The 24,259-nt window shown below is 68.5% G+C and carries 16 protein-coding genes; 9 read left to right on the top strand and 7 right to left on the bottom strand.

Annotated elements, in window-relative coordinates:
• On the bottom strand, positions 1-1,985 hold a 1,985-nt coding region (locus M1M07_RS28080; protein WP_248676269.1), incomplete at its 3' end, for an acyl-CoA dehydrogenase.
• 91 nt (positions 1,986-2,076) lie between these two features.
• Here M1M07_RS28080 and kstR point away from each other — a divergent pair.
• On the top strand, positions 2,077-2,739 hold the full coding sequence (kstR, locus tag M1M07_RS28075) for a cholesterol catabolism transcriptional regulator KstR (protein ID WP_248676268.1): 663 nt from the start codon (positions 2,077-2,079) through the stop codon (positions 2,737-2,739).
• Between the two features lie 91 nt (positions 2,740-2,830).
• The gene (otsB, locus tag M1M07_RS28070) at positions 2,831-5,389 is read left to right on the top strand and encodes a trehalose-phosphatase (RefSeq protein ID WP_248676267.1); all 2,559 of its coding nucleotides are present in this window, start codon (positions 2,831-2,833) and stop codon (positions 5,387-5,389) included.
• Between the two features lie 73 nt (positions 5,390-5,462).
• Here otsB and tcuA read toward each other — a convergent pair whose 3' ends face one another.
• From tcuA to M1M07_RS28055, 3 genes are all read right to left on the bottom strand, one after another.
• The gene (gene tcuA / locus M1M07_RS28065; RefSeq protein WP_248676266.1) at positions 5,463-6,947 is read right to left on the bottom strand and encodes an FAD-dependent tricarballylate dehydrogenase TcuA; all 1,485 of its coding nucleotides are present in this window, start codon (positions 6,945-6,947) and stop codon (positions 5,463-5,465) included.
• Positions 6,948-7,074: 127 nt separating this feature from the next.
• Entirely contained in the window at positions 7,075-8,244 is a 1,170-nt protein-coding gene (locus M1M07_RS28060) for a hydroxylase (protein ID WP_248676265.1), read from the bottom strand.
• Positions 8,245-8,266: 22 nt separating this feature from the next.
• Positions 8,267-9,172 (bottom strand): VOC family protein, encoded by a 906-nt coding sequence (locus M1M07_RS28055; protein ID WP_248676264.1) that lies wholly within the window; start codon positions 9,170-9,172, stop codon positions 8,267-8,269.
• Between the two features lie 298 nt (positions 9,173-9,470).
• Here M1M07_RS28055 and M1M07_RS28050 point away from each other — a divergent pair, with 298 nt between their 5' ends.
• Complete coding sequence (locus M1M07_RS28050; protein ID WP_197251705.1) at positions 9,471-10,304, top strand: alpha/beta fold hydrolase; 834 nt, start codon at positions 9,471-9,473, stop codon at positions 10,302-10,304.
• Between the two features lie 151 nt (positions 10,305-10,455).
• Here the strand turns inward: M1M07_RS28050 and M1M07_RS28045 are convergent, their stop codons facing one another.
• Positions 10,456-11,334 carry an IclR family transcriptional regulator gene (locus M1M07_RS28045; protein ID WP_197251704.1) on the bottom strand — a complete coding sequence of 293 codons (879 nt, stop codon included), beginning with the start codon at positions 11,332-11,334 and terminating at the stop codon, positions 10,456-10,458.
• A 215-nt stretch (positions 11,335-11,549) separates the two neighbouring features.
• Between M1M07_RS28045 and M1M07_RS28040 the strand changes: the two genes are divergently transcribed.
• Both M1M07_RS28040 and M1M07_RS28035 read left to right on the top strand, forming a co-directional pair.
• Positions 11,550-12,755: a flavin reductase gene (locus tag M1M07_RS28040; protein WP_248676263.1), complete on the top strand. Its 1,206-nt coding sequence runs from the start codon at positions 11,550-11,552 to the stop codon at positions 12,753-12,755.
• 35 nt (positions 12,756-12,790) lie between these two features.
• The gene (locus tag M1M07_RS28035; RefSeq protein WP_248676262.1) at positions 12,791-14,158 is read left to right on the top strand and encodes an SLC13 family permease; all 1,368 of its coding nucleotides are present in this window, start codon (positions 12,791-12,793) and stop codon (positions 14,156-14,158) included.
• Positions 14,159-14,247: 89 nt separating this feature from the next.
• On the opposite strand, the gene M1M07_RS28030 is transcribed toward M1M07_RS28035, so the two are convergent.
• Positions 14,248-15,999, bottom strand: coding sequence for a M4 family metallopeptidase (locus M1M07_RS28030; protein ID WP_248676261.1), 1,752 nt, complete (start codon positions 15,997-15,999; stop codon positions 14,248-14,250).
• 274 nt (positions 16,000-16,273) lie between these two features.
• Positions 16,274-17,380 carry a LacI family DNA-binding transcriptional regulator gene (locus M1M07_RS28025; RefSeq protein WP_197250934.1) on the bottom strand — a complete coding sequence of 369 codons (1,107 nt, stop codon included), beginning with the start codon at positions 17,378-17,380 and terminating at the stop codon, positions 16,274-16,276.
• A 153-nt stretch (positions 17,381-17,533) separates the two neighbouring features.
• On the opposite strand from M1M07_RS28025, the gene M1M07_RS28020 reads away from it, so the two are divergent.
• The 4 genes from M1M07_RS28020 to M1M07_RS28005 are packed head-to-tail and all read left to right on the top strand — an operon-like array spanning position 17,534 to position 24,084.
• Positions 17,534-18,631, top strand: coding sequence for a metal ABC transporter solute-binding protein, Zn/Mn family (locus M1M07_RS28020; protein WP_248676260.1), 1,098 nt, complete (start codon positions 17,534-17,536; stop codon positions 18,629-18,631).
• A 28-nt stretch (positions 18,632-18,659) separates the two neighbouring features.
• Positions 18,660-19,535: an ABC transporter ATP-binding protein gene (locus tag M1M07_RS28015; RefSeq protein WP_248676259.1), complete on the top strand. Its 876-nt coding sequence runs from the start codon at positions 18,660-18,662 to the stop codon at positions 19,533-19,535.
• Positions 19,535-20,419: a metal ABC transporter permease gene (locus M1M07_RS28010; protein WP_248676258.1), complete on the top strand. Its 885-nt coding sequence runs from the start codon at positions 19,535-19,537 to the stop codon at positions 20,417-20,419. The genes M1M07_RS28015 and M1M07_RS28010 overlap by 1 nt, the downstream gene beginning before the upstream one ends.
• A 38-nt stretch (positions 20,420-20,457) precedes the next feature.
• A complete protein-coding gene (locus M1M07_RS28005; protein ID WP_248676257.1) occupies positions 20,458-24,084 on the top strand; it encodes a hydantoinase B/oxoprolinase family protein in 3,627 nt (1,208 codons plus the stop codon).
• The last annotated feature ends 175 nt before the right edge of the window (positions 24,085-24,259 follow it).

Raw genomic sequence — 24,259 nt, 5'->3', positions numbered from 1 at the left:
GACAGGTCCTGCCGCTGCCGCACACCGATGAGCTTGCGCACGCTCGACGCCGGACCCGGATCCTGACCGCCGAGCTGCGCGAGGGTCGTGCGCAGGTCGAGCAGTGAACCCGCCATCGCCTCGCAAATCTGGGTGGCGATGCGATCCTCGGCGACCGGGTCACCGGGGCTGGACAGCTCGATCAGATCCTCGATGGCCTTGCCGAGCGACGACTTGCTGCCCATCGCGACCCGCTCGTTCGCGAGGGTGGTGCGCGCCAGTTTCCAGCCGCCGCCGAGGGCACCGACCACGCAGTCGTCGGGAACGAACACGCCGTCGAGGAAGACCTCGTTGAACAGTGCGTCGCCGGTGATCTCGCGCAGCGGCGAGACGGTGATGCCCGCGGACTTCATGTCCACCAGGAAGTAGGTGATGCCCTTGTGTTTCGGTGCGTCGCGGTCGGTGCGGGCCAGGCAGATCGCCCAGTCCGCGACCTGGGCGAGCGACGTCCACACCTTCTGCCCCTGCAGCTTCCAGCCGCCGTCGACCTTCTCCGCGGTCGTGCGCAGCGCCGCGAGATCGGAACCGGCGCCGGGCTCGGAGAAGAGCTGGCACCAGACGATGTCGCCGCGCAGCGTCGGCATCGCGAATCGCTCGATCTGCTCGGGGGTTCCGTGCTCGAGGATCGTGGGCACCGCCCACCAGCCGATCACCAGATCGGGCCGCTCCACGCCGGCCGCGGCGAGCTCCTCGTCGATGAGAATCTGCTCGGCGGCGCGGGCGCCCCGGCCGTACGGGGCGGGCCAGTGCGGTGCGAGGTAACCGGATTCGGCAAATGCGTTGCGCCGCTCCGGTTCCGGAAGACCGGCGAACTCGGCGATCTCGGCGCGGATGCGGGCGCGCTCGTCGTCGAACTCCGACAGGTCGATGCCGAGGTGACGGCGGACGCCCGCGCGGGTCAGCGCGGTGACCCGCGCACGCCACCACGTGGACCCACCGAGCAGCTGGCGGGTGGCCACGGCGCGACGCAGATACAGATGGGCGTCGTGCTCCCACGTGAACCCGATGCCGCCGAGCACCTGGATGGCGTCCTTGGCGGTCTGCACCGCGGCGTCGAGCGAGACGGCGGCCGCGACGGCCGCGGCGATGGGCAGTTCGTCCGGCGCGGCGTCGGCGGCGGAGGCCGCGTCCCATGCGGTGGCACGGATCTTCTCGGTGCGGCACAACATCTCGGCGCACAGGTGCTTGACCGCCTGGAACGCACCGATCGGCTGCCCGAACTGTTCGCGGATCTTCGCGTACTCGACCGCGGTGGTCAGCGCCCAGCCGGCGATGCCGGCGAGTTCGGCGGCGGCGAGTGTCGCGGCCAGGTCCCGGACCAGACCGGAACGTACGGTCACGACACGGTCGGCGGTGACCGCGACCGAGTCGAGCCGCACTCTCGCCAGCGCACGGGACTTGTCGAGGGTGTCGAGGGGTTCGAGATGCAGGCCGGGGCTGTCGGCGTCGACGAGCGCCCAGCGCTCCTCGTCGCCGGCACCGGCGAGGCGGACAAGGACCGCCACCCCGGGTTCCGCGGCGATCGCGGGTCCGGCGTCGCCGCCGAGGGTCAGGCCGTCGGTGGCGTCGGTCGCGTCGACCGCGAGATCGAGCGCGGCGGCCACGGGCACCGTGCCCTCGCTCAGCAGGGCGGCCGTCTTGGCGGCGGAGTCGCCTCCGGAACCGAACACGAGCGCGGCGAGCGCGGTCGTGAGAACCGGTCCCGGTGCCAATTCGTTCGCGGCCTGCTCGAGCATCACGGCCAGATCCACCGTGGTGGCGCCGAGCCCGCCCGCGCATTCGGGAACGGCCACCCCGAACAGGCCCAATTCGGCGAGCGAACCCCAACCCTGCTGCCACATTTCCGCTGGCTGGTGGCGTAACTTGTCTATCGGAGACGCGGAGCGCGCCCAAGCACGCACGGAGGCCTGGACAGCCCGCTGCTCCTCGGTGGTGGCGATACTCACAGCGGATCTCCGCCTTTCGAAAATGACATCAACGTCTAGAACGTGTTCTAATATGACACCGGTTCAGAGTCAAGGTGTGAGGAAAAAGTCCATGACGATACCGCCCAGCTCGCGTTCGACCGGAAGTGGAACACTGTCCGCCCTCACCGAGGACGACCTCAGTTCCAACGCCCAGAAAGAACGCCGCAAGCGGATACTCGACGCGACCCTGGCGCTCGCCTCCAAGGGGGGATACGAGGCCGTCCAGATGCGCGCGGTCGCCGAGCGCGCCGACGTCGCGGTCGGCACCCTCTACCGGTACTTCCCGTCCAAGGTGCACCTGCTGGTGTCCGCGCTCGGCCGGGAATTCGCACGCATCGACAGCAAGGGCAAGATCCCGCCGGGCCACACCCCGCTCGAACGCATGAACCTGATCCTGAGCCTCATCACCCGCGCCATGCAGCGCGACCCGCTCCTCACCGAAGCAATGACGCGCGCGTTCATGTTCGCCGACGCCTCGGCCGCCGCCGAGGTCGACCGGGTCGGCCAGCTCATGGACCGGCTGTTCGCCCGCGCGATGAACGAAGGCGAGCCGACCGAGGAAGAGCTGGCCGTCGCGCGCGTCATCAGCGACGTGTGGCTGTCGAATCTCGTGGCGTGGCTGACCCGCCGCTCGTCGGCGACCGACGTCGCCCGCAGACTCGAGCTCACCGTCGAACTGCTGCTCGGCGACGGCTCCCGCCGGCCCTCCCAGGTGCCCGTGGCCGGCTCCTAGGCGCGCCCGGAACGGGCCCTGTAATCGGGAACACGCCCCGAACCGTGCATCCGGAGCGACGGGCGGGACCTATTCCCCTACCGTGGGAAGAATGAGCGCCCAAGACCTCCCGATCGACCTGCGTCGCGCACTCGTCACGGTCGCGCGATCCCCCCGACTGCTCGTGGCGTCGGACTACGACGGAACGGTCGCGCCCATCGTCGCCGATCCCGACAAAGCGTTCCCTCACGCCGAATCGGTCCGCGCCCTGCGCGCGCTCGCGGGGCTGCCGTCGACGTCGGCCGCCGTCATCTCCGGCCGCGCCCTCAAGGACCTGGCAGCGCTGTCGCGTCTTCCCGCCGAGGTCCAGCTGGTCGGTAGCCACGGCTCCGAGTTCGACATCGGATTCGTGCACGCCATCGACACCGACGCCAAGGAGTTGCTGCGCGGCATCATCTCCGGACTCGACAACGTCGCCCGGCTCTACGACGGCGTGCACGTGGAGATCAAACCGGCGAGCGCGGCCCTGCACGTGCGCAATGCGAGCGAACGCGACGCCGAGCTCGCGCTGGCCACCGTCCGCGCCGACCTGGCGCGCCTGCCCGGCGTGCAGGTCACCGAGGGCAAGTCCGTGATCGAGCTGTCCGTGGTGCCCACCGACAAGGGTCGCGCGCTCGACATCATCCGGCATCAGGAATCGGCGACCGCGGCGGTGTTCTTCGGCGACGACGTCACCGACGAGAAGGCGTTCCGGTCGCTGCACGGGCCGGATGTCGGAATCAAGGTCGGCGAGGGCGAGACCAGCGCCGAGTTCCGGGTTTCGAGCACCGAGGACGTCGCCGCGGCCATGGCGTTCCTGCTCGACCAGCGCCGCACGTGGCTGTCCGGTGCGGACGCCCCGCGCATCGAGCGTCTCACCATGCTCGCGAGTCCCCGGACCAAGGCCCTGATCACTCCCGACGGCACCATCTCGTGGCTGTGCCATCCGGAACCGGATTCGGCCGCGGTGTTCGCGCATCTGCTCGGCGGGGAGGCCGCCGGTCACTTCACGATCGGCCCGCTCCGCGAGGCCCTGCCGCTGAGCCAGCGGTACGTCGACTCCACGATGACCGTGGTGACCCGGTGGGCGAGCCTGGCGGTCATCGACTATCTGCCGCACGACGTCGAACCCGGCCGTACCGATCTGACGCGCGTCATCACCGGCACCGCGAAGGCGGTCGTCACGTTCGCCCCGCGCCCCGAGTTCGGACAGGGGCAGGTCATCCTCGAGGCCGTCGACGACGGCCTGCGGGTGTTCGGCCTCAACGAGCCGTACGTGCTGCGCTCCCCCGGCGTGCGGTGGGACATCACCACCGACGGAACACAGCAGACCGCGCATGCGGTGGTCGATCCGTCGGAGAACGACATCATTCTCGAGTTCCGTTGTGGCACAGAAGATATGGGACCTCACCCGGTTCCGGAAGTGGAGCGGCGCGCGCAGGCCGAGGCGTACTGGTGGCAGTGGGCCGCGGAACTCGACCTGCCGCCGGTCAAACCGGACCTCATCAAGCGGTCGGCACTCACGCTGCGCGGCCTGGTCCACGAGCCGACCGGCTCTATCCTGGCCGCGGTGACGACCTCGCTGCCCGAGGAGATCGGCGGCGTCCGCAACTGGGACTACCGCTACTGCTGGCTCCGCGACGCCGCGCTCACCGCCCACGCCCTGGTCAGCGTCGGTTCGCTCGGCGAGGCCGAGGCCTACCTGGACTGGGTGCACCGCGTGCTCGAGACGATTCCCGGGCCGGAACGCCTGCATCCGCTGTATTCGCTTGCCGGCGGCCCGCTTCCGCCCGAGGCGGTGCTCGACAATCTGCCCGGCTACGCCGGATCCCGGCCGGTGCGGGTCGGCAACGCCGCCAACCAGCAGGTGCAGCTCGACGTGTTCGGGCCGATCGTCGACCTGATCTCGGCTCTCGCGCACCGACGCGAGGAACGCGGCATCCCGCACGCCGAAGCGCTGACCGACCGCGATTGGGACCTGGTGTGCGCCATGGTCACCGCCGTGCAGCGGCGGTGGTTCGAACCCGATCACGGCATCTGGGAGATCCGCGACAACCCGCGGCACCACGTGTACTCGAAGGTGATGGGCTGGCTCACCGTCGACCGGGCCCTGACGCTGGCCGCGAAGTTCGGCCGCACCGCCGGTGAAGGGTGGACGGAACTGCGGGACGAGATCGCCGACGAGGTGCGGGAGAAGGGCTGGAACGAGGACGTCCGCTCCTACACCGCGGCCTACGACGGCACCGACCTCGACGCCGCGACGCTGTTCGTCGGTCTGACCGGCCTGGTCGATCCGAGCGACGAGAGGTTCCACGCGACGGTGGTCGCGACCGAGGCCGAACTGCGCAGCGGCTCGACGGTGTACCGGTACCGGCACGAGGACGGACTGCCCGGCACCGAGGGTGGTTTCCACCTGTGCGCCGCGTGGCTCGTCGAGGCCTATCTGCTCGTCGGCGCCCGCCCTCAGGCGGAGGCCCTGTTCGCACAGCTCGTGGCAGCGGCCGGACCGACCGGTCTGCTCAGCGAGGAGTACGACCCGGTCGCCGAACGGGCCCTGGGCAACCATCCGCAGGCGTACAGCCACATCGGGCTCCTGCGCTGCGCCCAGCTTCTGTCGGGACACTCCACCTAAGGCGCCTACCGAAACGACACCCGCTCACGTCCTGGACGTGAGCGGGTGTCGTTTTCGTCGGCGAGGTTCCGAATCAGCTCGCCAGCGCGTTGTCCGCGGCGTGGTATCCGGCGATCCGGCCGAACACCGCACCGTTCGTCAGCCCGGAGCCGCCGGGGTAGTTGAAGTAGAAGATGCCACCGACGAGCTCACCCGCCGCGTACAGCCCGGGGATCGGGTTCATGTCGGTGTCGAGGACCTGGGCGTCGGTGTTGATCCGCAGACCACCGAAGGTGAACGTGATGCCACAGGTGACCTGGTAAGCCTCGAACGGTCCCTCGTCGAGGGTGTTCGCCCAGTTGGTCTTGTTCACCGCGAGCCCGCGGGTGGACCGGCCGTCCTTGATGTTGGGGTTGAACTCCACGGAGGTATCGACTGCGGCGTTGTAGGCCGCGACCTCGGCGAGGAAGCCGGCGGGGTCGACGCCTTCGAGCTTCTCGGCGAGCGCTTCGAGCGTCGGGGCGGTGACCTTCGTGACCTGACGGATCTTGTACTCGTCGCGCAGCAGGTTCGTGGTCTTCTGGTCGAAGATCTGCCACGCGAACTGGTTCGGCTGCTCCAGGATGCGGCGGCCGTACTTCGCGTAGGTGTAGTTGCGGAAGTCCGCGCCCTCGTCGACGAATCGCTTGCCCTCGGCGTTGACCAGGATGCCGAACGGGTAGCTGTGCTTCTGGAAGCCGTCGCCGACGGCGAGATCACCGAATTCGGGCGCGTTGCGCTCCCAGCCGACGGCGTGGCAGCCGGACCAGTTGCCGGTCGGGCTGGCACCGATGCCGAGGGCCATCCGGTGGCCGTCGCCTGTGTTGAACATGGTGCCGCGCACCTTCGCGAGGTCCCAGGACGGGCCGAGGTAGCGGGTGCGCCACTCGGTGTTCGCCTGGAAGCCGCCGCTGGCGAGGATGACCGCGTCGGCGTGCTCCTCGCGGGTCTGGCCGTTCTGGGTGACCTTCACACCGGTGACACCCTCGTCGCCGTGGATCAGGGAGACCACGCGGGCGCCGTACTCGATCTTGATCCCGTCGCGCTCGGCGGCCTTGGACAGGTAGTCGACGAGGCCGGGACCACCCCCGTTCACCTCGACGGTCAGGCCGCCCCAGAACTTGAACTTGCCGTCGACCTTGAACGCCTGCCGGCCGTAGATCGGCATGAAGCGCACACCCTTGTCCTTCATCCAGGACAGCGTCGGGTAGCTCTGCTCGACGAGGATCCCGGCGAGGTCGGGGTCGGTGCGGTACTCGGTCACCCGCGCGAGGTCGTCGAGGAAGTCCTCGGCCGTGTACGAACCGAAGTCCGTGTTGGCGACCTCTTCGTCGGTCAGGTCCGGCATCAGGCGGCGCAGGTCGTCCACGCCGTCGTACGCGACGCGCATCGCGCCGGCGGTGAAGGCGGTGTTGCCACCGCGGCGGTCCTGGTCGGCCCGCTCGAGCACCAGGACTTCCGAGCCCCGTTCGCGGGCGGCCAGCGCTGCGCAGAGGGCAGCGTTGCCGGCTCCCACGACGATCACACGGCTTGCAGTCATCGGTCTACCTCTCGTCGAAAATGAAGATTCGTGAATATCGGCACCGGCGCACGTCAACGGAATGCGCTGGGTTGGAGATGATTTCGGGATGCACGGGGGTGGCGAGCACGCCCCGCCGTAGTTCGGGTCAGTACCGCGCGGTGGGCGGAAGTTCGTGGCCGAACAGGTTGAGTCCGTACTGGACGTACACCGGAGCGGTGGTGTTCATCATGTGGTTCATCGCAGCGTGGGCATCGCGCCACATCCGCTGGATCGGGTGCGAGGTGTGCAGGGCGGCGCCGCCGGTGTTGACGAACAGGCGGTCCGCCGCCTGCACGGCGCGGGCACTCGCGTTGACCTGGTTCCGCCGGACCTCGATCCGGAGATCCTTGGTGATCGTCTCGCCCGCCGCGGCCATGTCGTAGACGCGATCGATGTCCCAGAGGAAGTGCTGGATGGACGCCTGGATGTCGGCCGCCGCCTCACCGAGGATGGCGAGGCTGTTCGGGTCCTGGCTGGCACTTCCCGACAGTCGCGACACCCGGGCGCGGCTGTGCTCGATGTACTCGCGCAGGACGCCCTGGCAGATGGCGAGGGTGCCCGCCGTGATCGCGCCCGAGAACATCGTCTGGCGGGGGATCGAGTAGAGCGGGTTGTCCAGGCCCATCGCCCGGGCAGCGGTACCCGCGACGATCTCCTCCTGGTTGATGACCCGGTGGGCAGGCACGAATGCGTCGCGGACGATCAGATCCTTCGAGCCGGTGCCGCGCAGGCCCATGACCTCCCAGGAGTCGGCGACGATCTCGTAGTCACCACGGGGAAGGCAGAAGTGATGCGTGCCGGTTCCGTCCGGCTGCCCGTCCTCGTTCAGGATCAGGCCCCCGATCATCACCCACTGGCACTGATCGGTGCCCGAGGAGAAGGACCAGCGTCCGTTGAAGATGTACCCACCGTCGACGGGCTTGGCGCGACCCATCGGCGCGTAGGGAGATGCGACCCAGGTGTCCTCGTTCTCGCCCCACACCTCTTCCTGCAGCTGCGGGTCGGTCTGCGCGAGCTCGTGGGCGTGCACACCGACGACGCCGGCGACCCAGCCCGTGGACGAGCATCGACTGCCGAGCTCGAGCAGGGTCTCGAAGAAGTCTCTGGGGTGGCACTCGTAGCCGCCGTAGCGCTTGGGCTGGAGCATGCGCATAGCGCCGATCTCGCGCAGCTGGGCCGCGCTCTCGTCGGTGATCTGTCCGGCTGCTTCGATTTCGGCGGCGTGGTCGCGCCAGTAGTCGGACAGTTCCAGCACGCGGGCTTTGACCTCGAACATCAGCTACCTCTCGTTTCGTACTCTAGTCGACATCGGCGGCGGGGAGCAGGGAGGCGACGGGATCCGCCCGCCGATGTCCCCAGTAGTGGGCGTCTTCGTACCGGGCCGGACGCCAGGTGTCGTCGACGAGGATTCCGCCGGTGCCGAATTCCAGACCGAATCCCGAAGGGGTGCGCACGTAGAACGAGAGCATCTCGTCGTTCGTGTGCTTGCCGAAGGTCGTGATCAAGGGTGCCTCGCCGTCGAGGACCTTGTCGTAGGCGCGTCCGACCGCATCGAGGTCGGACACTTCGAGCATCATGTGCCCGATTCCCGGTTCCACATCGTCGATCTCGGCGAAAGCGTACGAGTGGTGCCGCTGATTGCAGTGCAGGAAAAGAAGTTCCGCCTGCCGCTTCGGCGAGTTGACCAGGTCGGTGAACTTCATACCGAGCACGTCGACGTACAGATTCCAGTACACCTGCCGGTCGGTGACGACCTGGAGAACGTGCCCGAGTCCGTGTTCGCCTGCAACGAAGGACACTCCGGTCGGTGACGCGAAGCGCTCGAGGGACTCGGTGAGCCCGTAGTAGATCTCGATCGACGCGAGGCCGTCGGGATCGGCGAACGAGAACAGTTCGATGACACCGCGATTGCGTGCGTCCTCGGGGGAACCCGGCGTCGTCGCGTATCCGGCCGCATCCAGCTTTGCGCGCAGAGCTTCGAGTTCGGCGGGACCGCCGACCTCCCACCCGATCACGCCGACGCCGTCGCGATCGGCGCGACGAACCTCGACGCGGTAGATCTTGCCGTCGACGCGGAAGCGGAGAACGTCATCGGTCTCCTCTGCGATCTGCATGCCGCACAACGCAGTTCCGAATCTCCTCCATTCGTCGAACCGCGTCGTCTCGACGACGAGATAGCCCAGTGCCTTCACGGTCGGGGTCACGGAATGTCCTTCCTCGGTCATGGCGCCGACGCGGTGTTCGGCCGCGCTTCGGCGTGACAGTCCCCGGCCGGATGGACGAAGACCAACGGTTGTGGACCGTCGGTGACCTGGTGGCCGGGACGGACACCATCGTGTGCTGCGTCACCGAGACAGACCAGAGCTGTGTTCCAAAGCCTGAAACTTCGGTTCCGGTAGGTGTTCGTTCCAACTCTCGGAACCTTTCGGTGGTGTCCGGCGCAACACTGCGGCACGCTCCCGGCAAACAGCATTTCGCTGACCGACGATCGAGGAGAGATCAATGACCCCGTTCACCGAGGAGGCGACCAGCAAGGTTGTCGACACCCCCAGTGGGCAAGTGCACTACCACGAGTACGGGGAAGGCCGGCCGGTCGTGTTCCTCCACGGTTCGGGTCCCGGCGCGACCGGGTGGAGCAACTTCTCGGCGAACATGAAGGCGCTCGGATCCCAGTTCCGGTGCCTCGCGGTGGACATGCCCGGATGGGGTCGTTCCGCGGCGGTCACGCCCGCCGAGCGGTGCCATCACCGGACGGCCGTCGAATTCCTCGATGCGCTGCAGATCGAGTCCGCCGCGTTCATCGGCAACTCGATGGGAGGCGCGACGTGCCTGAAGGTCGCGGCCACCGCACCCGAGCGCGTCACCCACATCGTGACCATGGGCGCGGGCGCGGGCGGCTCGAAGCTGTTCGGGCCGGCCGACGGACCGACCGAAGGTCTGAAGGTCCTGCAGCAGGCCTACCGCGATCCGTCACCGGAATCGATGCGCGCGCTGGTCGACGTCATGACCTACGACCCCGCGTTCGCGAGCGACGCGCTCGCCGAGGAACGCTCCCGTAACGCGAAATCCGTTCCACACCACCTGGAGAACTTCATCACCGGGATCGGCAAGGACCGCCCGCACCGCGCGACCGACGCGGAATTGGCGTCGATCTCGGTGCCGGCGTTGATCATCCACGGCCGCGACGACCGTGTGGTGCACTTCGAGAACGGCCTGAAACTGTGCACCCTCATCCCGGACTCCCGGCTGTTGCTGCTCAACCGGTGCGGGCACTGGGCTCAGCTCGAGCACGCCGAGGAGTTCAACCGATCCGTGGCAGGGTTCCTGGCCGCCTGACCCGGCACGCCCGAATCCGGACGGTCCCCGACCGGGACCGTCCGTCACACGACGCCGCTGCGATGCGGCGGGTCGCAGATCCGACCCGCCGCTTCGCAGCGGCCGTATTCGTATTTCCCCGGGTGCCGCGGCCGGTTGCGGCGCCGAGCGGCTACGAGGTGCGGTCCCGGGGCTCGTCGTCGCGCTCCTCCTCGGACGAGACGAGCAGGTTCGACAGCATCCGTGCGTACCGGACGACCCTCTTGGAGAGTTTCGCCTCGTCGAAGCCGACGCTCCGGACCGAGACGGACAACGCCCCGATGGGCCGCCGGCCCCGCATGACGACTGCACCGACACAACTGACGCCCAGGACAGTCTCTTCCCGATCGACCGTGTATCCCAGCGCCCGGGTGCGGGCGAGCTGGTCGACCAGGAGCTGCGGTGAGGTCAGCGAGTTCCGCGTCAATCGCAGCAGGGGCGGAGCAGGAATCGCATCACGCCCCTCGATGTGGATCTGCTCCGCCAGCAACGCCTTGCCGAGCGCAGTGGTGGTGAGCGGCAACCGTGCACCGACGCGCGTGGGAAGCGCCACCGAATCGGGCCCGAAGATCTTCTCCACGACCATCACCTCGTTGCCGCGCCGTACCCCGAAATGGACGACCCCACGGGTTTCCACGTACAACTCGGTCATCAACGGGCGCGCCAGGCTGACCGGCCCGTCCACCCGGCCGAGAATCGAACTCTGCGCGAGCTCGAAGATCTGCCAGCTGGGCCGGTACTTGCGACCGTCGCGTTCGAGCAGGCCGCTGGCGACCATGTGGGACAGCAAGCGGTAGGCCGTCGACTTGGGCAGTCCGTTCGCTTCGGCGACCTCGGTGACACCGAGGGACTCGATACGGCCGCGGAAGGAATCGAGGACACTGAGCGCCTTCTCCACCGACGTCATCTCCATCATGTCCAGCGGAGACTCCCGCGGATCGGCACCGGGCCGGCCCGGGTCGGTCACTTCGGCGGGTCCGGTGTTCCACCGAAACTTGGGATTCTGGGACATCGTCCGTCCTTCCTGTCGACGAAACGACCCCCCCGGCGACGTTCAGCGGGATCTGAATATAGGTCACGGCGCACGGCCCGGAAAGACGCATGGATCAATCGGCTCGATTGTGCCAGCCTTTGAAACACAAGGGTGGTCGCGGTCACATTCGGCTTTCTAATGTTGCGCAGCAGACCGCCGACCGAACGAAGACGGCGGGTGACGAAGGGCTCGAAATGTTCGACGCTGATGGCTTTCGAGAGGTGCTCGGCAACCACCCGACAGGCGTCTCGCTCGTGACCGGCCTGTCGGAGGACGGGACTCCTCTCGGGATGATCGTGGGAACGTTCAATTCGGTCTCACTGGATCCTCCTCTGGTCTCGTTCATGCCGATGAAGACCTCACACACCTGGTCGAAAATGCGCTCGGCCGAACGCTTTTGCATCAACATTCTGGCTGCCGACCAGCAGGACCGGTGCGGCAAGTTCATGCGCACCCCGGCCGAGGAACGGTTCGCGGACTGGCCGTGGTCGCCGTCTCCGCTCGGCTTGCCGATCCTCGACGGCGGGGTCGCCTGGATCGAGTGCAGCCTCGACCAGGAGATCGAGGCCGGCGACCACTGGATCGTGCTCGGCCGCGTCGAGTCGCTCGAGGTGGCCCGATGCGCACCTCCGCTTCTGTACTTCCAAGGGGGATATGGGCGTTTCGCCCCGAAATCCCTTGTGTCGCTCCCCGATCACGACCTCAGATTCGGGGTGCGCGACGCCGAACTGGCCCGGCCCGTGCTCGAACGCCTCGCGACCGCACTCGACGCCGAATGCTCGACCGTCATCACGATCGGTGATGCAGCGATGGCCGTCGTCGGGTCCGCAACCGGACCCGGTGTCGCGAACACGCGGCGTCTCGGCCTGCGGATGCCGCTGGTACCGCCGGTCGGCGATGTGTTCGCCGCGTTCAACGACCCCGCGTTCGCCGAGGCCTGGATCGACCGGCGCACGGACCGCAGCGAAGGCGCTGCACGCGGCCTGCGGGCCCGGCTCGACATGGTCCGGCAGCAGGGCTGGTCGGCTTCCCTCACCACCGGCAACTACAGCGACCTGGCACTGCATCAGGCCTTCCGCAACTTCACGACCGGCAACTACACCCCGGCTGAAGAACGCCGAATCCTTTCTGCGGTAGCAGAATCCACCGAGTACTACTCCCCCGAGCCGATCAATCCCAGGACGATCTACACCGTCGGATCCGTGGTGGTTCCCGTTTATCACGAGGACGGCAGCCTCCGTTCGGCGCTGCGGGTCGGCCAGATCGACAGATCCCTCACCGGCTCCGAACTACTGACGCTCGCTGACGAACTCGAGGATGCCGCACGAGAGATCGAGTCGATCCAGCGCGCCGACGACAACGTGACGTTCCCCCTGCGCGCCGGTCTCGCGGCGCGCTGAGTCGACCCGACTCCTCCGAAACTCCAAGGACAGATATGGGTACACAGATTTTCTCTCTGGTGGTGCTGGCAGCCATCATCACCATCGGAACCTGGAAGTCGATACACATCGGCGTCCTCGCCCTCGTTGCCGCATTCGGGGTGGGAACACTCCTCGACGGGCAATCGATCAAGGACATCATGTCCGGATTCCCGGTCAGCATCCTTGTGCTGCTGCTGGGCATCACCTACCTGTTCTCGATCGTCCGGGAATCCGGTGCGATCGACTGGATCGTGCAGAAGACGCTGGCGCTCGTCGGCGGTCGTGCCTACGCGATCCCGTGGGTGTTCTTCCTCCTCGCCGCGCTCCTCGGATCCATGGGCTCCTCGCTGACCTCCCTGGCGCTGGCTCCCATCGCGATGATCTTCGCCGGCAAGCATCGGCTGCACCCGCTGCTGATGGCCTTGACGATCGTGCTCGGTGGCGGTGCAGGCGGGTTCGCGCCGACGTCGCTGTTCGGCATCATCACCACCGGGGTCTCCCTGGACAACGGCATCGAGCCCCATCCGTGGCTGCTGTTCGCCGTCGCGTTCGCGATCAACCTGGTGCTCTTCGTCCTCGCCTTCGCCGTCCTCGCCCGGCGCACCCGGCCGGCGGCGGAACCCGACGCGTCCGGCGGGACGTCGGCGGGTCCGTCGGACGCGCACCCGGAACCCCTCCGTCCCGGTGGAGGTTCGCTCTCCGCCGCCGGCGCGGCGCCCGCACCGACCGCCACCGCGGTCGCCGTCGAAGACGAAGCCCCTGCCGTCCTCAGCCTGTCGCGTTACCAGCTCGTCTGCCTGACCGCGGTGGCAACGCTGATGGGTCTCGTCATCGCCTTCATGTTCCTGGACATCGATTCGGATGTGGGGGTGCTCGCGCTGGCGCTCGCCCTGGTGATCTCGGTGCTCTACCCCGGCCGGACCCGCGAGGCGATCAAGGGCGTCGACTGGTCCACGATCCTTCTCGTCGGCGGCATCCTCACCTACGTCGGCGTCATGCAACGAATGGGGACCGTCGAACTTCTCGGGCACGCCGCCGAATCGGTCGGGTCCCCGCTTCTGGCCGCGTTCGCCCTGTGCCTGGTCGCCGCGTTCGTCTCCGCATTCGCATCGACCACCGGCATTCTCGGCGCGCTCATCCCGTTGGCGATTCCGGTGATCGCGATCGGCGGGCTTCCGGGATTCGGGTTGATCATGGCGATCGCCATCTCCTCGAACCTGGTCGACAGCACGCCGTTCTCGTCGCCCGGCGCGACCTGCATCGCGAACGCCGAACCGAGCCAGCGTTCCAAGCTGACCAGAATGATGCTCGCCTGGGGCTTCGCGATGATCGTGATCGGCCCGGTCGTCACGGTCACCACGCTGGTGGTTCCCGGTATGTGACCGCCGGTTTGATCGGCACACCGAAAACGACACCCGCTCACGTCCTGGACGTGAGCGGGTGTCGTTTTCGCCGGCGGTCGGTCGGCAGTTCACGTGATGCCGACGAGGCGGTACGCCTCCCGGATCGAGTCGACCTTCCCCTTCCGGTCCGGGTCGCCACCGAAGTAGGTCAGGCCGACGTCGACGGTTGCCTGCAGCGCGTCGGTGAACGTCGCTCGCGGTGTCAGCCGGGCCATCGCCAGGTAGGTCAGGACCGCGACGTCCTCGACCGTGAACACGCGTGCCCCGTTCTTGGTCATCGTGAGCAGGTTGTGCACCGCCTTGTTGTGGATGCTGCTGTTGAAGTGGACCCAGCCCTGATCGTTGCGGTTGCTCGGCAACTCACCGGGACGCAACGCACGGAAGTTGTTCATGTGCGCGGGATGTCCGGTTCGGGTGGGGTCTTCGAAGTCGCGGAGCGGTCGGCCGTCCGGGCGGAGCCCGGCACCGATCTTCCAGTCCCACGTGCCCACGTCGTGGCGGTCCGGCGCGGTGTACCAATTGCCGATGACGACTCCCGCGACATCCGCGTACGACTCGTTGAGAGCCCCGGACTGGGTTGCGTACACGAGGTTCGAGGTCGACTCGATCGCCCCGTGGGTGAGTTCGTGGCCGATGACGTCGAGGTACCGCGACAAGCTCACGAGCCGGCCGTTCCGGGAGATCTGCCCGTACCACATCCGGCGCTTCCACCAGAAGGCGTTCAGCAGCGTCGGCGGGGGTTCCATGCTTGCTGCGGTGGCGTTGACCAGCGAGATCAGATCCATGCCCTTGTCGTCGATGCCGTCGCGCTGCAGGACGACCTTGTAGAAGTCCTGAACCCGGGAGGCGTTGAGGTGCGCGGAGACGGCGGCCCGGTTGGTCGTGCCGAAGTCGCTCGTGGGGGCCTCGACGGGATTGCGCGGCACCGGTGGGTCGCTGTCGAGATCCGCGAACCGCAGGTCGTAGGTGTGGACCGCACGCAGCGGATCGGAGAGCCGGCAGGTGGTACCGCCCGGATCCACGAGCTGGCCGAGGAACGTCTGGTGGTCGTCGTTCTCGTCGACTCCGACGCACCGGGCCGGGGTCGGAAGCGCGGTCGCCACCGCGCTGTAGCAGAACAGGATCTCTCCGTCGTGGGCATCGACGAGGTAGTCGAAGGACGGCGGGACCGGGCGAGGTCCCATCCCGCGCACCTCGTCCGCGTCGCCGACGGCTTCGTCGCCGGTGGTGGCAGGCTCGGCCGGGACCTCGGTGAACAACCATGCCAGGTGCCACGACCCCGAGTCCTCGTCCTTGTAGAAGGTGAGGGTCGCGCCCACCCCGACGTCGGGAGGCAGATCATTGCCGGTGTACCGAGCGAGCCTCGCGAGCGCCTCCGCTCGATCGAGAGACTCGATCGGGTCGACACCGGTGACCTCGTCGAGCCGCGCGTTCACACTCACGAGTTCGCGTGATTCGGTCATTTCGACGACGGCCCCGGACCCGAAGACCGGGATGTTCCGTGACGTCTGGTGGAAGCGCACCTGCCGGGTTCCGGCCGCCCGCAGGTCCTGCTCACCGTCGAACACCAGACCCGGTACCCGTTCGGGCCGTTCGGGTTCCACCAGTGATTCGAGGGACGGGCGGTCGTCGCTCCGGAGCAGCTGATCCACGTAGAACCGGGCTGCCGCCTCGTTGCTGGTGAAGATCGGTGCGGGAGCGTCGAATTCCGGCGCGACGGCCCCGGCCGGGAACGACTCCGGCGACCGTGCGTTCTCATCCGGGGACACCGCCGGGTCCTCGGCGACGTGGTAGTGGAGGAATTCCAGGGAAGTAGACATACGAAACACCCTCGGTTTCTTGCATGTTCGAGTCCGGCGACTGCCGCGTACGGCTCGCCGCGGTCGCGAGGTGCGGCCACGATTCGACGGTAGGGCGAGCGGCCGACCACCACACGAGTAGTCCGCTACCTCAATCTGCGCGGCGGAGTGCTACCGATTTGCGCAGCGGCCTGCAACAGTCGGGTAGCACGCGGTCGCCGACGGGAAAGACAGCCGCGCGCGGGATGCCGCGCGCTGGCGTCTTCCTGCCGCGCGGCTGCCGCCTACGCGCGAACTATTCGGCGCACCAAAGACTTTCGGCCGGACCTGCGGTGCGTCCGGGGAGCAGTTCGGTCTCGAGCGTCTCGACCTGACCGATCCCGGAGTGCGACGGGGCCGCGAGCAGGAGTTCGCCGGTGCGGCGGCCCTTCTCCTTCTGCGGCTGACGCATGGTGGTCAGCCCCTCGCGCAGCGCCTCGTCGATGCCGTCGAAGCCGGTGATCGACAGGTGCCCGGGCACATCGAGCCCGGAGTTGTGCGCCCACGCGAGCGCACCCAGCGCGAGAACGTCGGTGGTGCACATGAGCGCGGTGATCCGCGGATCGGCCGTCATCGCTTGTGCGGCACCCGCTGCACCGTCGTCGGCGGTGTGGGCGTACCGCTCGACGACGGTGAGTTCGGCGGGATCGAGTCCGGCGGCGGTCATCGCCTCCTGCACCCCGCGGATCCGTTCGTGCTGCACGTGGAAGCTCTCGGTGGCGAAACGCGAGGCGTCGGCGACACCGTCGTGGCGGTCGCGACCGAGACGCATGGAGACGATGCCGATCCGCTGGTGTCCCAATCCGATGAGGTACTCGGCGAGGCGTCGCATGGAACCGCGGTCGTCGATGCCGACGAGCGGTGCGGTGGCGATGCCGCGCGGCTGATCGCACACCACGATCGGGAGGTGCCGTTCGAGGACGGCCGCCAGGTAGGGGTCGCCGTCGGGTACCGAGTAGACGACGAAACCGTCGACGGAGGATCGGTGCACGACCTGGGCGGCCTCTTCGTCGTCGCGGCCCGGGCCGGCCGGGACGAGAAGCAGACCCTGTCCGGCGGCCTCGCAGGCCTCGGACAGTCCGGACAGAAAGGTCATGGCGGCGGGGTCGCGGAACGAGTAGCTCAGCGCTTCGGTGAGCAGGACACCGACGGTCCCGGCCTTGCGGGTGCGCAGCGACCGCGCCATCGGGTCGGGCCCGGGATATCCGCGCCGCTTGGCGACCTCGAGGACGCGTTCGCGCAGTTCCGCGGACAGCTGATCGGGCCGGTTGTACGCGTTGGAAACCGTGGTCCGCGAGATCTTCAGCTCGGCCGCGATCGAGGCCAGAGTGGCCTGGCGACGAGGCTGACGGGACCTGGGCATGCACGGACCGTAGCTGTGTGTTGCCCGTCACGGCCACCCGGGTCCGGTCAAAAGTCCCGATCCGGTCCGCTAAAGTAGAACGGTAACGGTTTCCAATAACGTTAGGGTTGCCTCCCGCGGACACGCCCGACGTCGAATCCAGGAGAAGGATCAGTGCGACTGTCCCCCCGCACGCGTGCCGCCACCGCCGCCGCAGCCCTCGCCTGCGCCACCGCACTGAGCCTGACCGCGTGCGGCTCGACCGGCGACACGGATTCGAACGAGATCAAGGTCGTCGCATCGACGAACGTGTGGGGTTCGGTCGCACAGGCCGTCGCGGGCGACCGCATCGAGGTCCGGTCCCTGATCACGGAGCCGTCCGCAGACCCCCATTCCTACGAGGCCAGCCCGACCGACGCGGCGGCGATCAGCGACGCGTCGCTCGTCGTCTACAACGGCGGCGGCTACGACCAGTTCGTCGACGACGTCCTCGAGGCCACGAACACCGGTGCGGCGACCGTCGACGCCTTCGCCCTGTTCGAGTCCGGCGAGAACAGCGACCTGCACGACGGGCACGCGCACGGAGCGGAGACAACCGGTGGGAACACCGCGGCGACCGGTGACGACGAAGCGCACGACGAGGGCCACGAAGACGAAGGCCACGAAGCCGAGGGCCACCGAGAGGACAGCCACGCCACCGAGAGCCACAGCGAGGACGGCCACGAGGGCCACGACCACGGCGGCGTGAACGAGCACGTCTGGTACGACCTCGCGACCGCCGACGCCGTCGCCCACTCCGTCGCCGACCGCCTCGCGGAACTCGATCCCGAAGGGGCGGACGTCTATCGCGCCAACGCCGAGGCGTTCCACACCCGGTTGCACGAGGTCTCCGACGGCATCGCGGCCGTCGCGGCCGAGCACACGCAGGCACCGATCGCGCAGACCGAACCGATCGCGCACTACCTGGTCCTCGCGGCGACGCTGAACGATCTCACCCCGACCGACTTCACCAACGCCGTCGAGAACGGCACCGATCCCTCCCCCGCGTCCATCGCCGCCACCCGCCAGCTGCTGCTGGACAAGCAGGTCCGGGCTCTGATCTACAACCCGCAGACCGAGGACAAGGTCAGCCTCGAGATGCGCAAGGCCGCGGAACAGGCCGGCATCCCGGTCGTGGAGGTGTTCGAGACGCTGCCCGAGGGCGTCGACTACGTCCAGTGGCAGACCGGCACCGTCGAGAAGCTGGCCGCCGCACTCGGCACCCCGGCCTGATCCGCCCGCTCGAGAAACACGGAATCCGGTGAGCACACACAACCCCGACCGTTCCCCCTCCGTAGAACCCGCCGTAAAACTGAGTAACGCGCGGCTGGCGTTCGGCGAACGCACGCTGTGGGAGAACCTCGATCTGACCGTCCAACCCGGCGAGTTCGTCGCGGTACTCGGACCCAACGGTGCCGGGAAGTCGTCGCTGCTCAAGGTCCTGCTCGGCCAGCTTCCACTCAGCGCGGGCACCGCCACCATCGCCGGTACCCCGGCGAGGACCGGGAACTCGCACGTCGGGTACGTGCCGCAGCAGAAGTCGCTCGACGAAGGTGTGCCGCTCCGCGGCCGCGACCTCGTCGGCCTCGGTGTCGACGGGCACCGGTGGGGTACGGGGGTGCGTTTCTGGAAGACGCGGCGCACCGCGGTGGACGCCGCGATCGCCCAGGTCGGGGCCGAGTCCTACGCGAACGCCCCGATCGGTTCGCTGTCCGGCGGAGAGCAGCAGCGGCTGCGCATCGCGCAGGCACTCGTCGGCGACCCGCGTGTCCTGCTGTGCGACGAACCGCTGCTCAGCCTCGATCTGGCCAACCAGCACCTGGTGTCGGCCCTCATCGACCGGCGTCGCCGCGACCACGACACCGCGGTGCTGTTCGTCACCCACGAGATCAACCCGATCCTGCCGCTCGTCGATCGCGTCCTCTACCTGGTCGACGGCCAGTTCCGCATCGGCACCCCCGCCGAGGTCATGACCTCCGAGGTGCTGTCGGAGCTGTACCGCACCGACGTGGAAGTCCTCGAGATGCGCGGTCGCCTCGTCGTCGTCGGCACCGGCGACGCCATCGATGCGCTGGGCAGCGCCGGCGGCCTGCGCCCCGGCGAGGGCGTCCATCACGACCATCACGAGGATCACTGATGAGCAGCAAGTTCTCCGACGCGATGAGCCGCATGTTCGACTGGCAGGACACCGTCGAGTTGCTGCAGTACGACTTCGTGCAGCAGGCGCTGCTCGCCGGTGCGATCCTCGGTCTGCTCGCGGGCATCATCGGCCCGCTGATCGTGAGCCGGCAGATGGCGTTCTCGGTGCACGGCACGTCCGAACTGTCGCTGACGGGCGCCGCCGCGGCGCTGCTCATCGGCGTCTCGGTCGGGATCGGCGCGGTCTTCGGCGCCGTCGTCGCGGCGATCCTGTTCGGCATCCTCGGCACCCGCGCCCGCGAACGCGACTCGGTGATCGGCGTGGTCATGGCCTTCGGGCTGGGCCTGGCCGTGCTGCTGCTGTGGGCCTACGACGGCCGCACCGGCGCCGCGTTCTCCCTGCTCACCGGCCAGATCGTCGCGCCCGGCGGCACCGGGATCGCGGTGCTGGCCGTCTGCGCCGTGGTCGTCGTCGGCACGCTGCTCTTCATCTACCGGCCGTTGCTGTTCGCGAGCACCGACCCCGAGGTCGCCGCCGCGCGCGGTGTCCCGGTCCGGGCTCTGTCGATCGTGTTCGCGGTGCTGGTCGGCATCACCGCCGCGCTCGGGGTGCAGATCGTCGGCGCGCTGCTGGTGATGGCCCTGCTCATCACGCCCGCGGCGGCGGCCGCGCGGATCGCGAGCAGCCCGCTCGCCGCAACGGCCCTGGCGGTGGTGTTCGCGGAACTCGCCGCGGTCGGCGGCATCCTGCTGGCGCTCGCACCGGGCGTGCCCGTCTCGAGCTTCATCACCGCGATCGCCTTCGTCATCTACCTGGTGTGCCGGTTCGTCGGGTCGGCCCGGCAGCGGCGGGGCGCGGGCCGAGCGGTCGCCGCACACTGAGGTCGGGCCCGCCTGATCGGAGTCGATACGCTCCTTTCATGGCGACGGAGGACACGGCAGACAAGCAGAACCCCGGGACCGGGCGGTGGGAATTCTGGATCGACCGTGGGGGCACCTTCACCGACGTCGTCGGCCGGCGACCCGACGGCACGCTGGTCACCCACAAACTGCTGTCGGAGAATCCGTCCCGCTACCGTGATGCGGCCGTGGCGGGTATCCGCGTGCTGCTCGGCGTGCCCGAGGACGCACCCGTCGGCGCCGATCTCGTCGAGCAGGTCCGCATGGGCACCACCGTCGCGACGAACGCACTGCTCGAACGCAAGGGTGTGCGCACGGCGCTGGTGATCACCGCCGGCTTCCGCGACGCCCTGCGCATCGGCTACCAGAACCGGCCGCGCATCTTCGACCGCAACATCGTGCTGCCCGAACTGCTGTACGAGCGGGTGATCGAGGTGGACGAACGGGTCCGCGCCGACGGGACCGTGCTGCGGGCCCCCGACCTCGACACGCTCGAACCGGAATTGCGCGCCGCACACGCGGACGGCATCGACTCGGTCGCGGTCGTCTGCATGCACAGCCACCTGTATCCCGAGCACGAACGCGCGGTCGGGGAACTCGCCGAGAAGATCGGCTTCGGCCAGATCTCGCTGTCCGCGGTCGCCAGCCCCTTGATGAAGGTGGTGCCGCGCGGCGACACCGCTGTCGTCGACGCCTACCTGTCCCCGGTGCTGCGCAACTACGTCGACCGTGTCGCCGAGCAGCTGCCCGGGGTGCGGCTGATGTTCATGCAGTCCAACGGCGGCCTGACCGAGGCGCAGCACTTCCGCGGCAAGGACGCCATCCTGTCCGGGCCGGCCGGCGGCATCGTGGGCATGACCCGCATGTCGGAGATCGCCGGGTTCGGGAAGGTCGTCGGCTTCGATATGGGCGGCACGTCCACCGACGTGTCGCACTATGCCGGTGAGTACGAGCGGGTGTTCGACACCGTCGTCGCGGGTGTGCGGCTGCGCGCACCGATGATGGACATCCACACCGTCGCCGCCGGCGGCGGGTCGATTCTGCACTTCGACGGCAGCCGCTACCGGGTCGGTCCCGATTCGGCGGGTGCCGATCCCGGTCCGGCGTCCTACCGGAACGGCGGGCCGCTGACGGTCACCGACGCCAACGTGATGCTGGGTCGCGTCCAGCCCGAGCACTTCCCGCACGTGTTCGGTCCGGGCGGCGACCAGCCCCTCGACAGCGACACGGTGCGTGCCCGATTCACCGACCTCGCCGCGGAGATCCGCACCGCCACCGGCGACGAACGTTCCCCGGAGCAGGTCGCCGAGGGCTTCCTGCAGATCGCGGTCTCGAACATGGCGAACGCGGTCAAGAAGATCTCGGTGCAGAAGGGGCACGACGTCACCGAGTACGCGCTGACCACCTTCGGCGGGGCGGGCGGCCAGCACGCCTGCGCGGTCGCCGATGTGCTCGGCATCCGCACGGTGCTGGTGCCGCCGCTCGCCGGTGTGCTCTCCGCTCTCGGAATGGGTCTGGCCGACACCGCCGCGATGCGCGAGCAGTCCGTCGTCGTCGAACTGTCCGACGAGGCGATGCCCCGGCTGCACGCTGTCGCCGGCGAGCTGGAGGCCGACGCCCGTGCGGAGCTGCGGGACGAGGACATCCCCGACGACCGGATCGTGGTGAGCCGGTCCGCGCATCTGCGGTACGACGGGACCGACACGTCGGTGCCGGTACCGCTGGGCGACCCGGCGACGATGACCTCGGAGTTCGAGGCGATACACCGGCGCACGTATTCGTTCCTCATGGACCGGCCGCTGATCGTCGACGCGGTCGCGATCGAGGCCACCGGGTTGACCCGCCGTCCCGATCTGACCGGTCTCGGCAGTGCCGACGCCCGCGGCGAGCAGCCTCCCGCCCGGGTGAGGATGTTCGTCGACGGTGAGTGGCGCGAAGTGCCGCTGTACCGGCGCGAGCATCTGACACCCGGCACCGAGGTCGCCGGCCCCGCGATCGTCGCCGAGGACCTGTCCACCACCGTCGTCGAGAACGGCTGGCGGGCAACGCTGTCCGATCACGGTCATCTGGTACTCGAACGGCTCGAGGCTCTCGCCGGCGCGGACGTCGGCACCGAGGCCGACCCGGTGCTGCTGGAAATCTTCAACAACCTGTTCATGTCGATCGCCGAACAGATGGGCACCACCCTCGAATCCACCGCTCAGTCCGTCAACATCAAAGAGCGACTGGACTTCTCGTGCGCGCTGTTCGATCCGGGCGGCAATCTCATCGCGAACGCCCCGCACATCCCGGTGCATCTCGGGTCCATGGGCACCAGCGTCCAGGAGGTCGTGCGGCGCCGAGCGGGTTCGATGAAGCCGGGCGATGTGTACGCCGTCAACGATCCGTACCACGGCGGCACCCACCTGCCGGACGTCACGGTCATCACCCCGGTGTTCGATGCCGACGGCGACACCATCCTGTTCCACGTCGCATCGCGCGGGCACCACGCCGAGATCGGCGGCCTGACACCGGGTTCGATGCCGGCGGGCAGCCGCGACATCCGTGAGGAGGGCGTGCTGTTCGACAACTGGCTGCTCGTCGAGAACGGCAACTTCCGCACCGACGAGACGCGGGAACTCCTCACCTCCGGGCCGTATCCGTCGCGCAATCCCGACACGAACCTCGCGGATCTGCGCGCCCAGGTCGCCGCGAACGCGCGTGGCGTCACCGAGGTCGGCCGGATGATCGAGCACTTCGGACTCGACGTCGTGCAGGCCTACATGCGGCACGTGCAGGACAACGCCGAGGAGGAGGTGCGCCGCGTCGTCGACCGGCTCGAGGACGGGCACTACCGGTACGAGACGGATTCGGGTGCGGTGATCGAGGTCCGCGTCACCGTCGACCGCGAATCACGTTCGGCGACCATCGATTTCACCGGAACCTCCGCCCAGCTGCCGACGAACTTCAACGCGCCGACGGCGGTGGCGCGTGCCGCGGTGCTGTACGTGTTCCGGACACTCGTCGCGGACGACATCCCACTCAACGACGGATGCCTGCGCCCGCTGCACATCGTCATCCCGGAGGGGTCGATGCTCGCGCCCGAGTACCCGGCCGCGGTGGTCGCGGGGAACGTCGAGACCTCACAGGCCGTGACCGGCGCGCTCTACGCGGCGCTGCGGGTGCAGGCCGAGGGCGCCGGCACGATGAACAACGTCACCTTCGGCAACGCGCGGCACCAGTACTACGAGACGCTCGGCTCGGGATCCGGCGCGGGCGACGGCTTCGACGGCACTTCGGTGGTCCAGACGCACATGACGAACTCGCGGCTCACCGACCCGGAGGTCTTCGAATGGCGGCTGCCGGTGCTGCTCGAGGAGTACTCGATCCGTGCGGGCAGCGGCGGTCGCGGTCGCCGGCACGGCGGTGACGGCGGCACCCGGCGGATCCGGTTCCTCGAGCCGATGACCGTCAGCACCCTGTCCGGGCACCGGCGTGTTCCGCCCTACGGCATGGCCGGCGGCGAGCCGGGGTCGCTCGGCGCGAACCGGATCGAACGCGCCGACGGCTCGGTGACCGAGATGGCCGGGTGCGATTCGGTGGACGTCGGGCCGGGCGACGTCCTGGTCGTCGAAACACCGGGCGGAGGGGGGTACGGCCGGCCCTGACGAAACCCCGGGCACCGGACGGCCCGGTGCGCGAGAATCTCGGTATGGCGGCTCTTCGCACTTGGTAGGGGCGGGTGTCGATCGACCCCATTGCCGTGTCGGTGATTGAAAAAGGGCCCGCGCCCTTGTGAGCTGGGTGTTCTCAGGCATCCAGGACAGCAAGGAACGCGGGCAT

This window comes from Rhodococcus sp. HM1 (assembly GCF_023218075.1).
Lineage (GTDB): Bacteria > Actinomycetota > Actinomycetes > Mycobacteriales > Mycobacteriaceae > Rhodococcus.
The sequence above is the reverse complement of the archived record's forward strand: the minus strand, read 5'-3'. Positions and strand labels throughout refer to the sequence as shown.

Excerpts from the sequence above, each read along its gene's own strand:
- kstR (WP_248676268.1), top strand. The coding sequence starts at position 2,077 with ATGACGATACCGCCCAGCTCGCGTTCGACCGGAAGTGGAACACTGTCC.
- otsB (WP_248676267.1), top strand. The coding sequence starts at position 2,831 with ATGAGCGCCCAAGACCTCCCGATCGACCTGCGTCGCGCACTCGTCACG.
- tcuA (WP_248676266.1), bottom strand. The coding sequence starts at position 6,947 with ATGACTGCAAGCCGTGTGATCGTCGTGGGAGCCGGCAACGCTGCCCTC.
- M1M07_RS28060 (WP_248676265.1), bottom strand. The coding sequence starts at position 8,244 with ATGTTCGAGGTCAAAGCCCGCGTGCTGGAACTGTCCGACTACTGGCGC.
- M1M07_RS28050 (WP_197251705.1), top strand. The coding sequence starts at position 9,471 with ATGACCCCGTTCACCGAGGAGGCGACCAGCAAGGTTGTCGACACCCCC.
- M1M07_RS28045 (WP_197251704.1), bottom strand. The coding sequence starts at position 11,334 with ATGTCCCAGAATCCCAAGTTTCGGTGGAACACCGGACCCGCCGAAGTG.
- M1M07_RS28040 (WP_248676263.1), top strand. The coding sequence starts at position 11,550 with ATGTTCGACGCTGATGGCTTTCGAGAGGTGCTCGGCAACCACCCGACA.
- M1M07_RS28035 (WP_248676262.1), top strand. The coding sequence starts at position 12,791 with ATGGGTACACAGATTTTCTCTCTGGTGGTGCTGGCAGCCATCATCACC.
- M1M07_RS28030 (WP_248676261.1), bottom strand. The coding sequence starts at position 15,999 with ATGTCTACTTCCCTGGAATTCCTCCACTACCACGTCGCCGAGGACCCG.
- M1M07_RS28025 (WP_197250934.1), bottom strand. The coding sequence starts at position 17,380 with ATGCCCAGGTCCCGTCAGCCTCGTCGCCAGGCCACTCTGGCCTCGATC.
- M1M07_RS28010 (WP_248676258.1), top strand. The coding sequence starts at position 19,535 with ATGAGCAGCAAGTTCTCCGACGCGATGAGCCGCATGTTCGACTGGCAG.
- M1M07_RS28005 (WP_248676257.1), top strand. The coding sequence starts at position 20,458 with ATGGCGACGGAGGACACGGCAGACAAGCAGAACCCCGGGACCGGGCGG.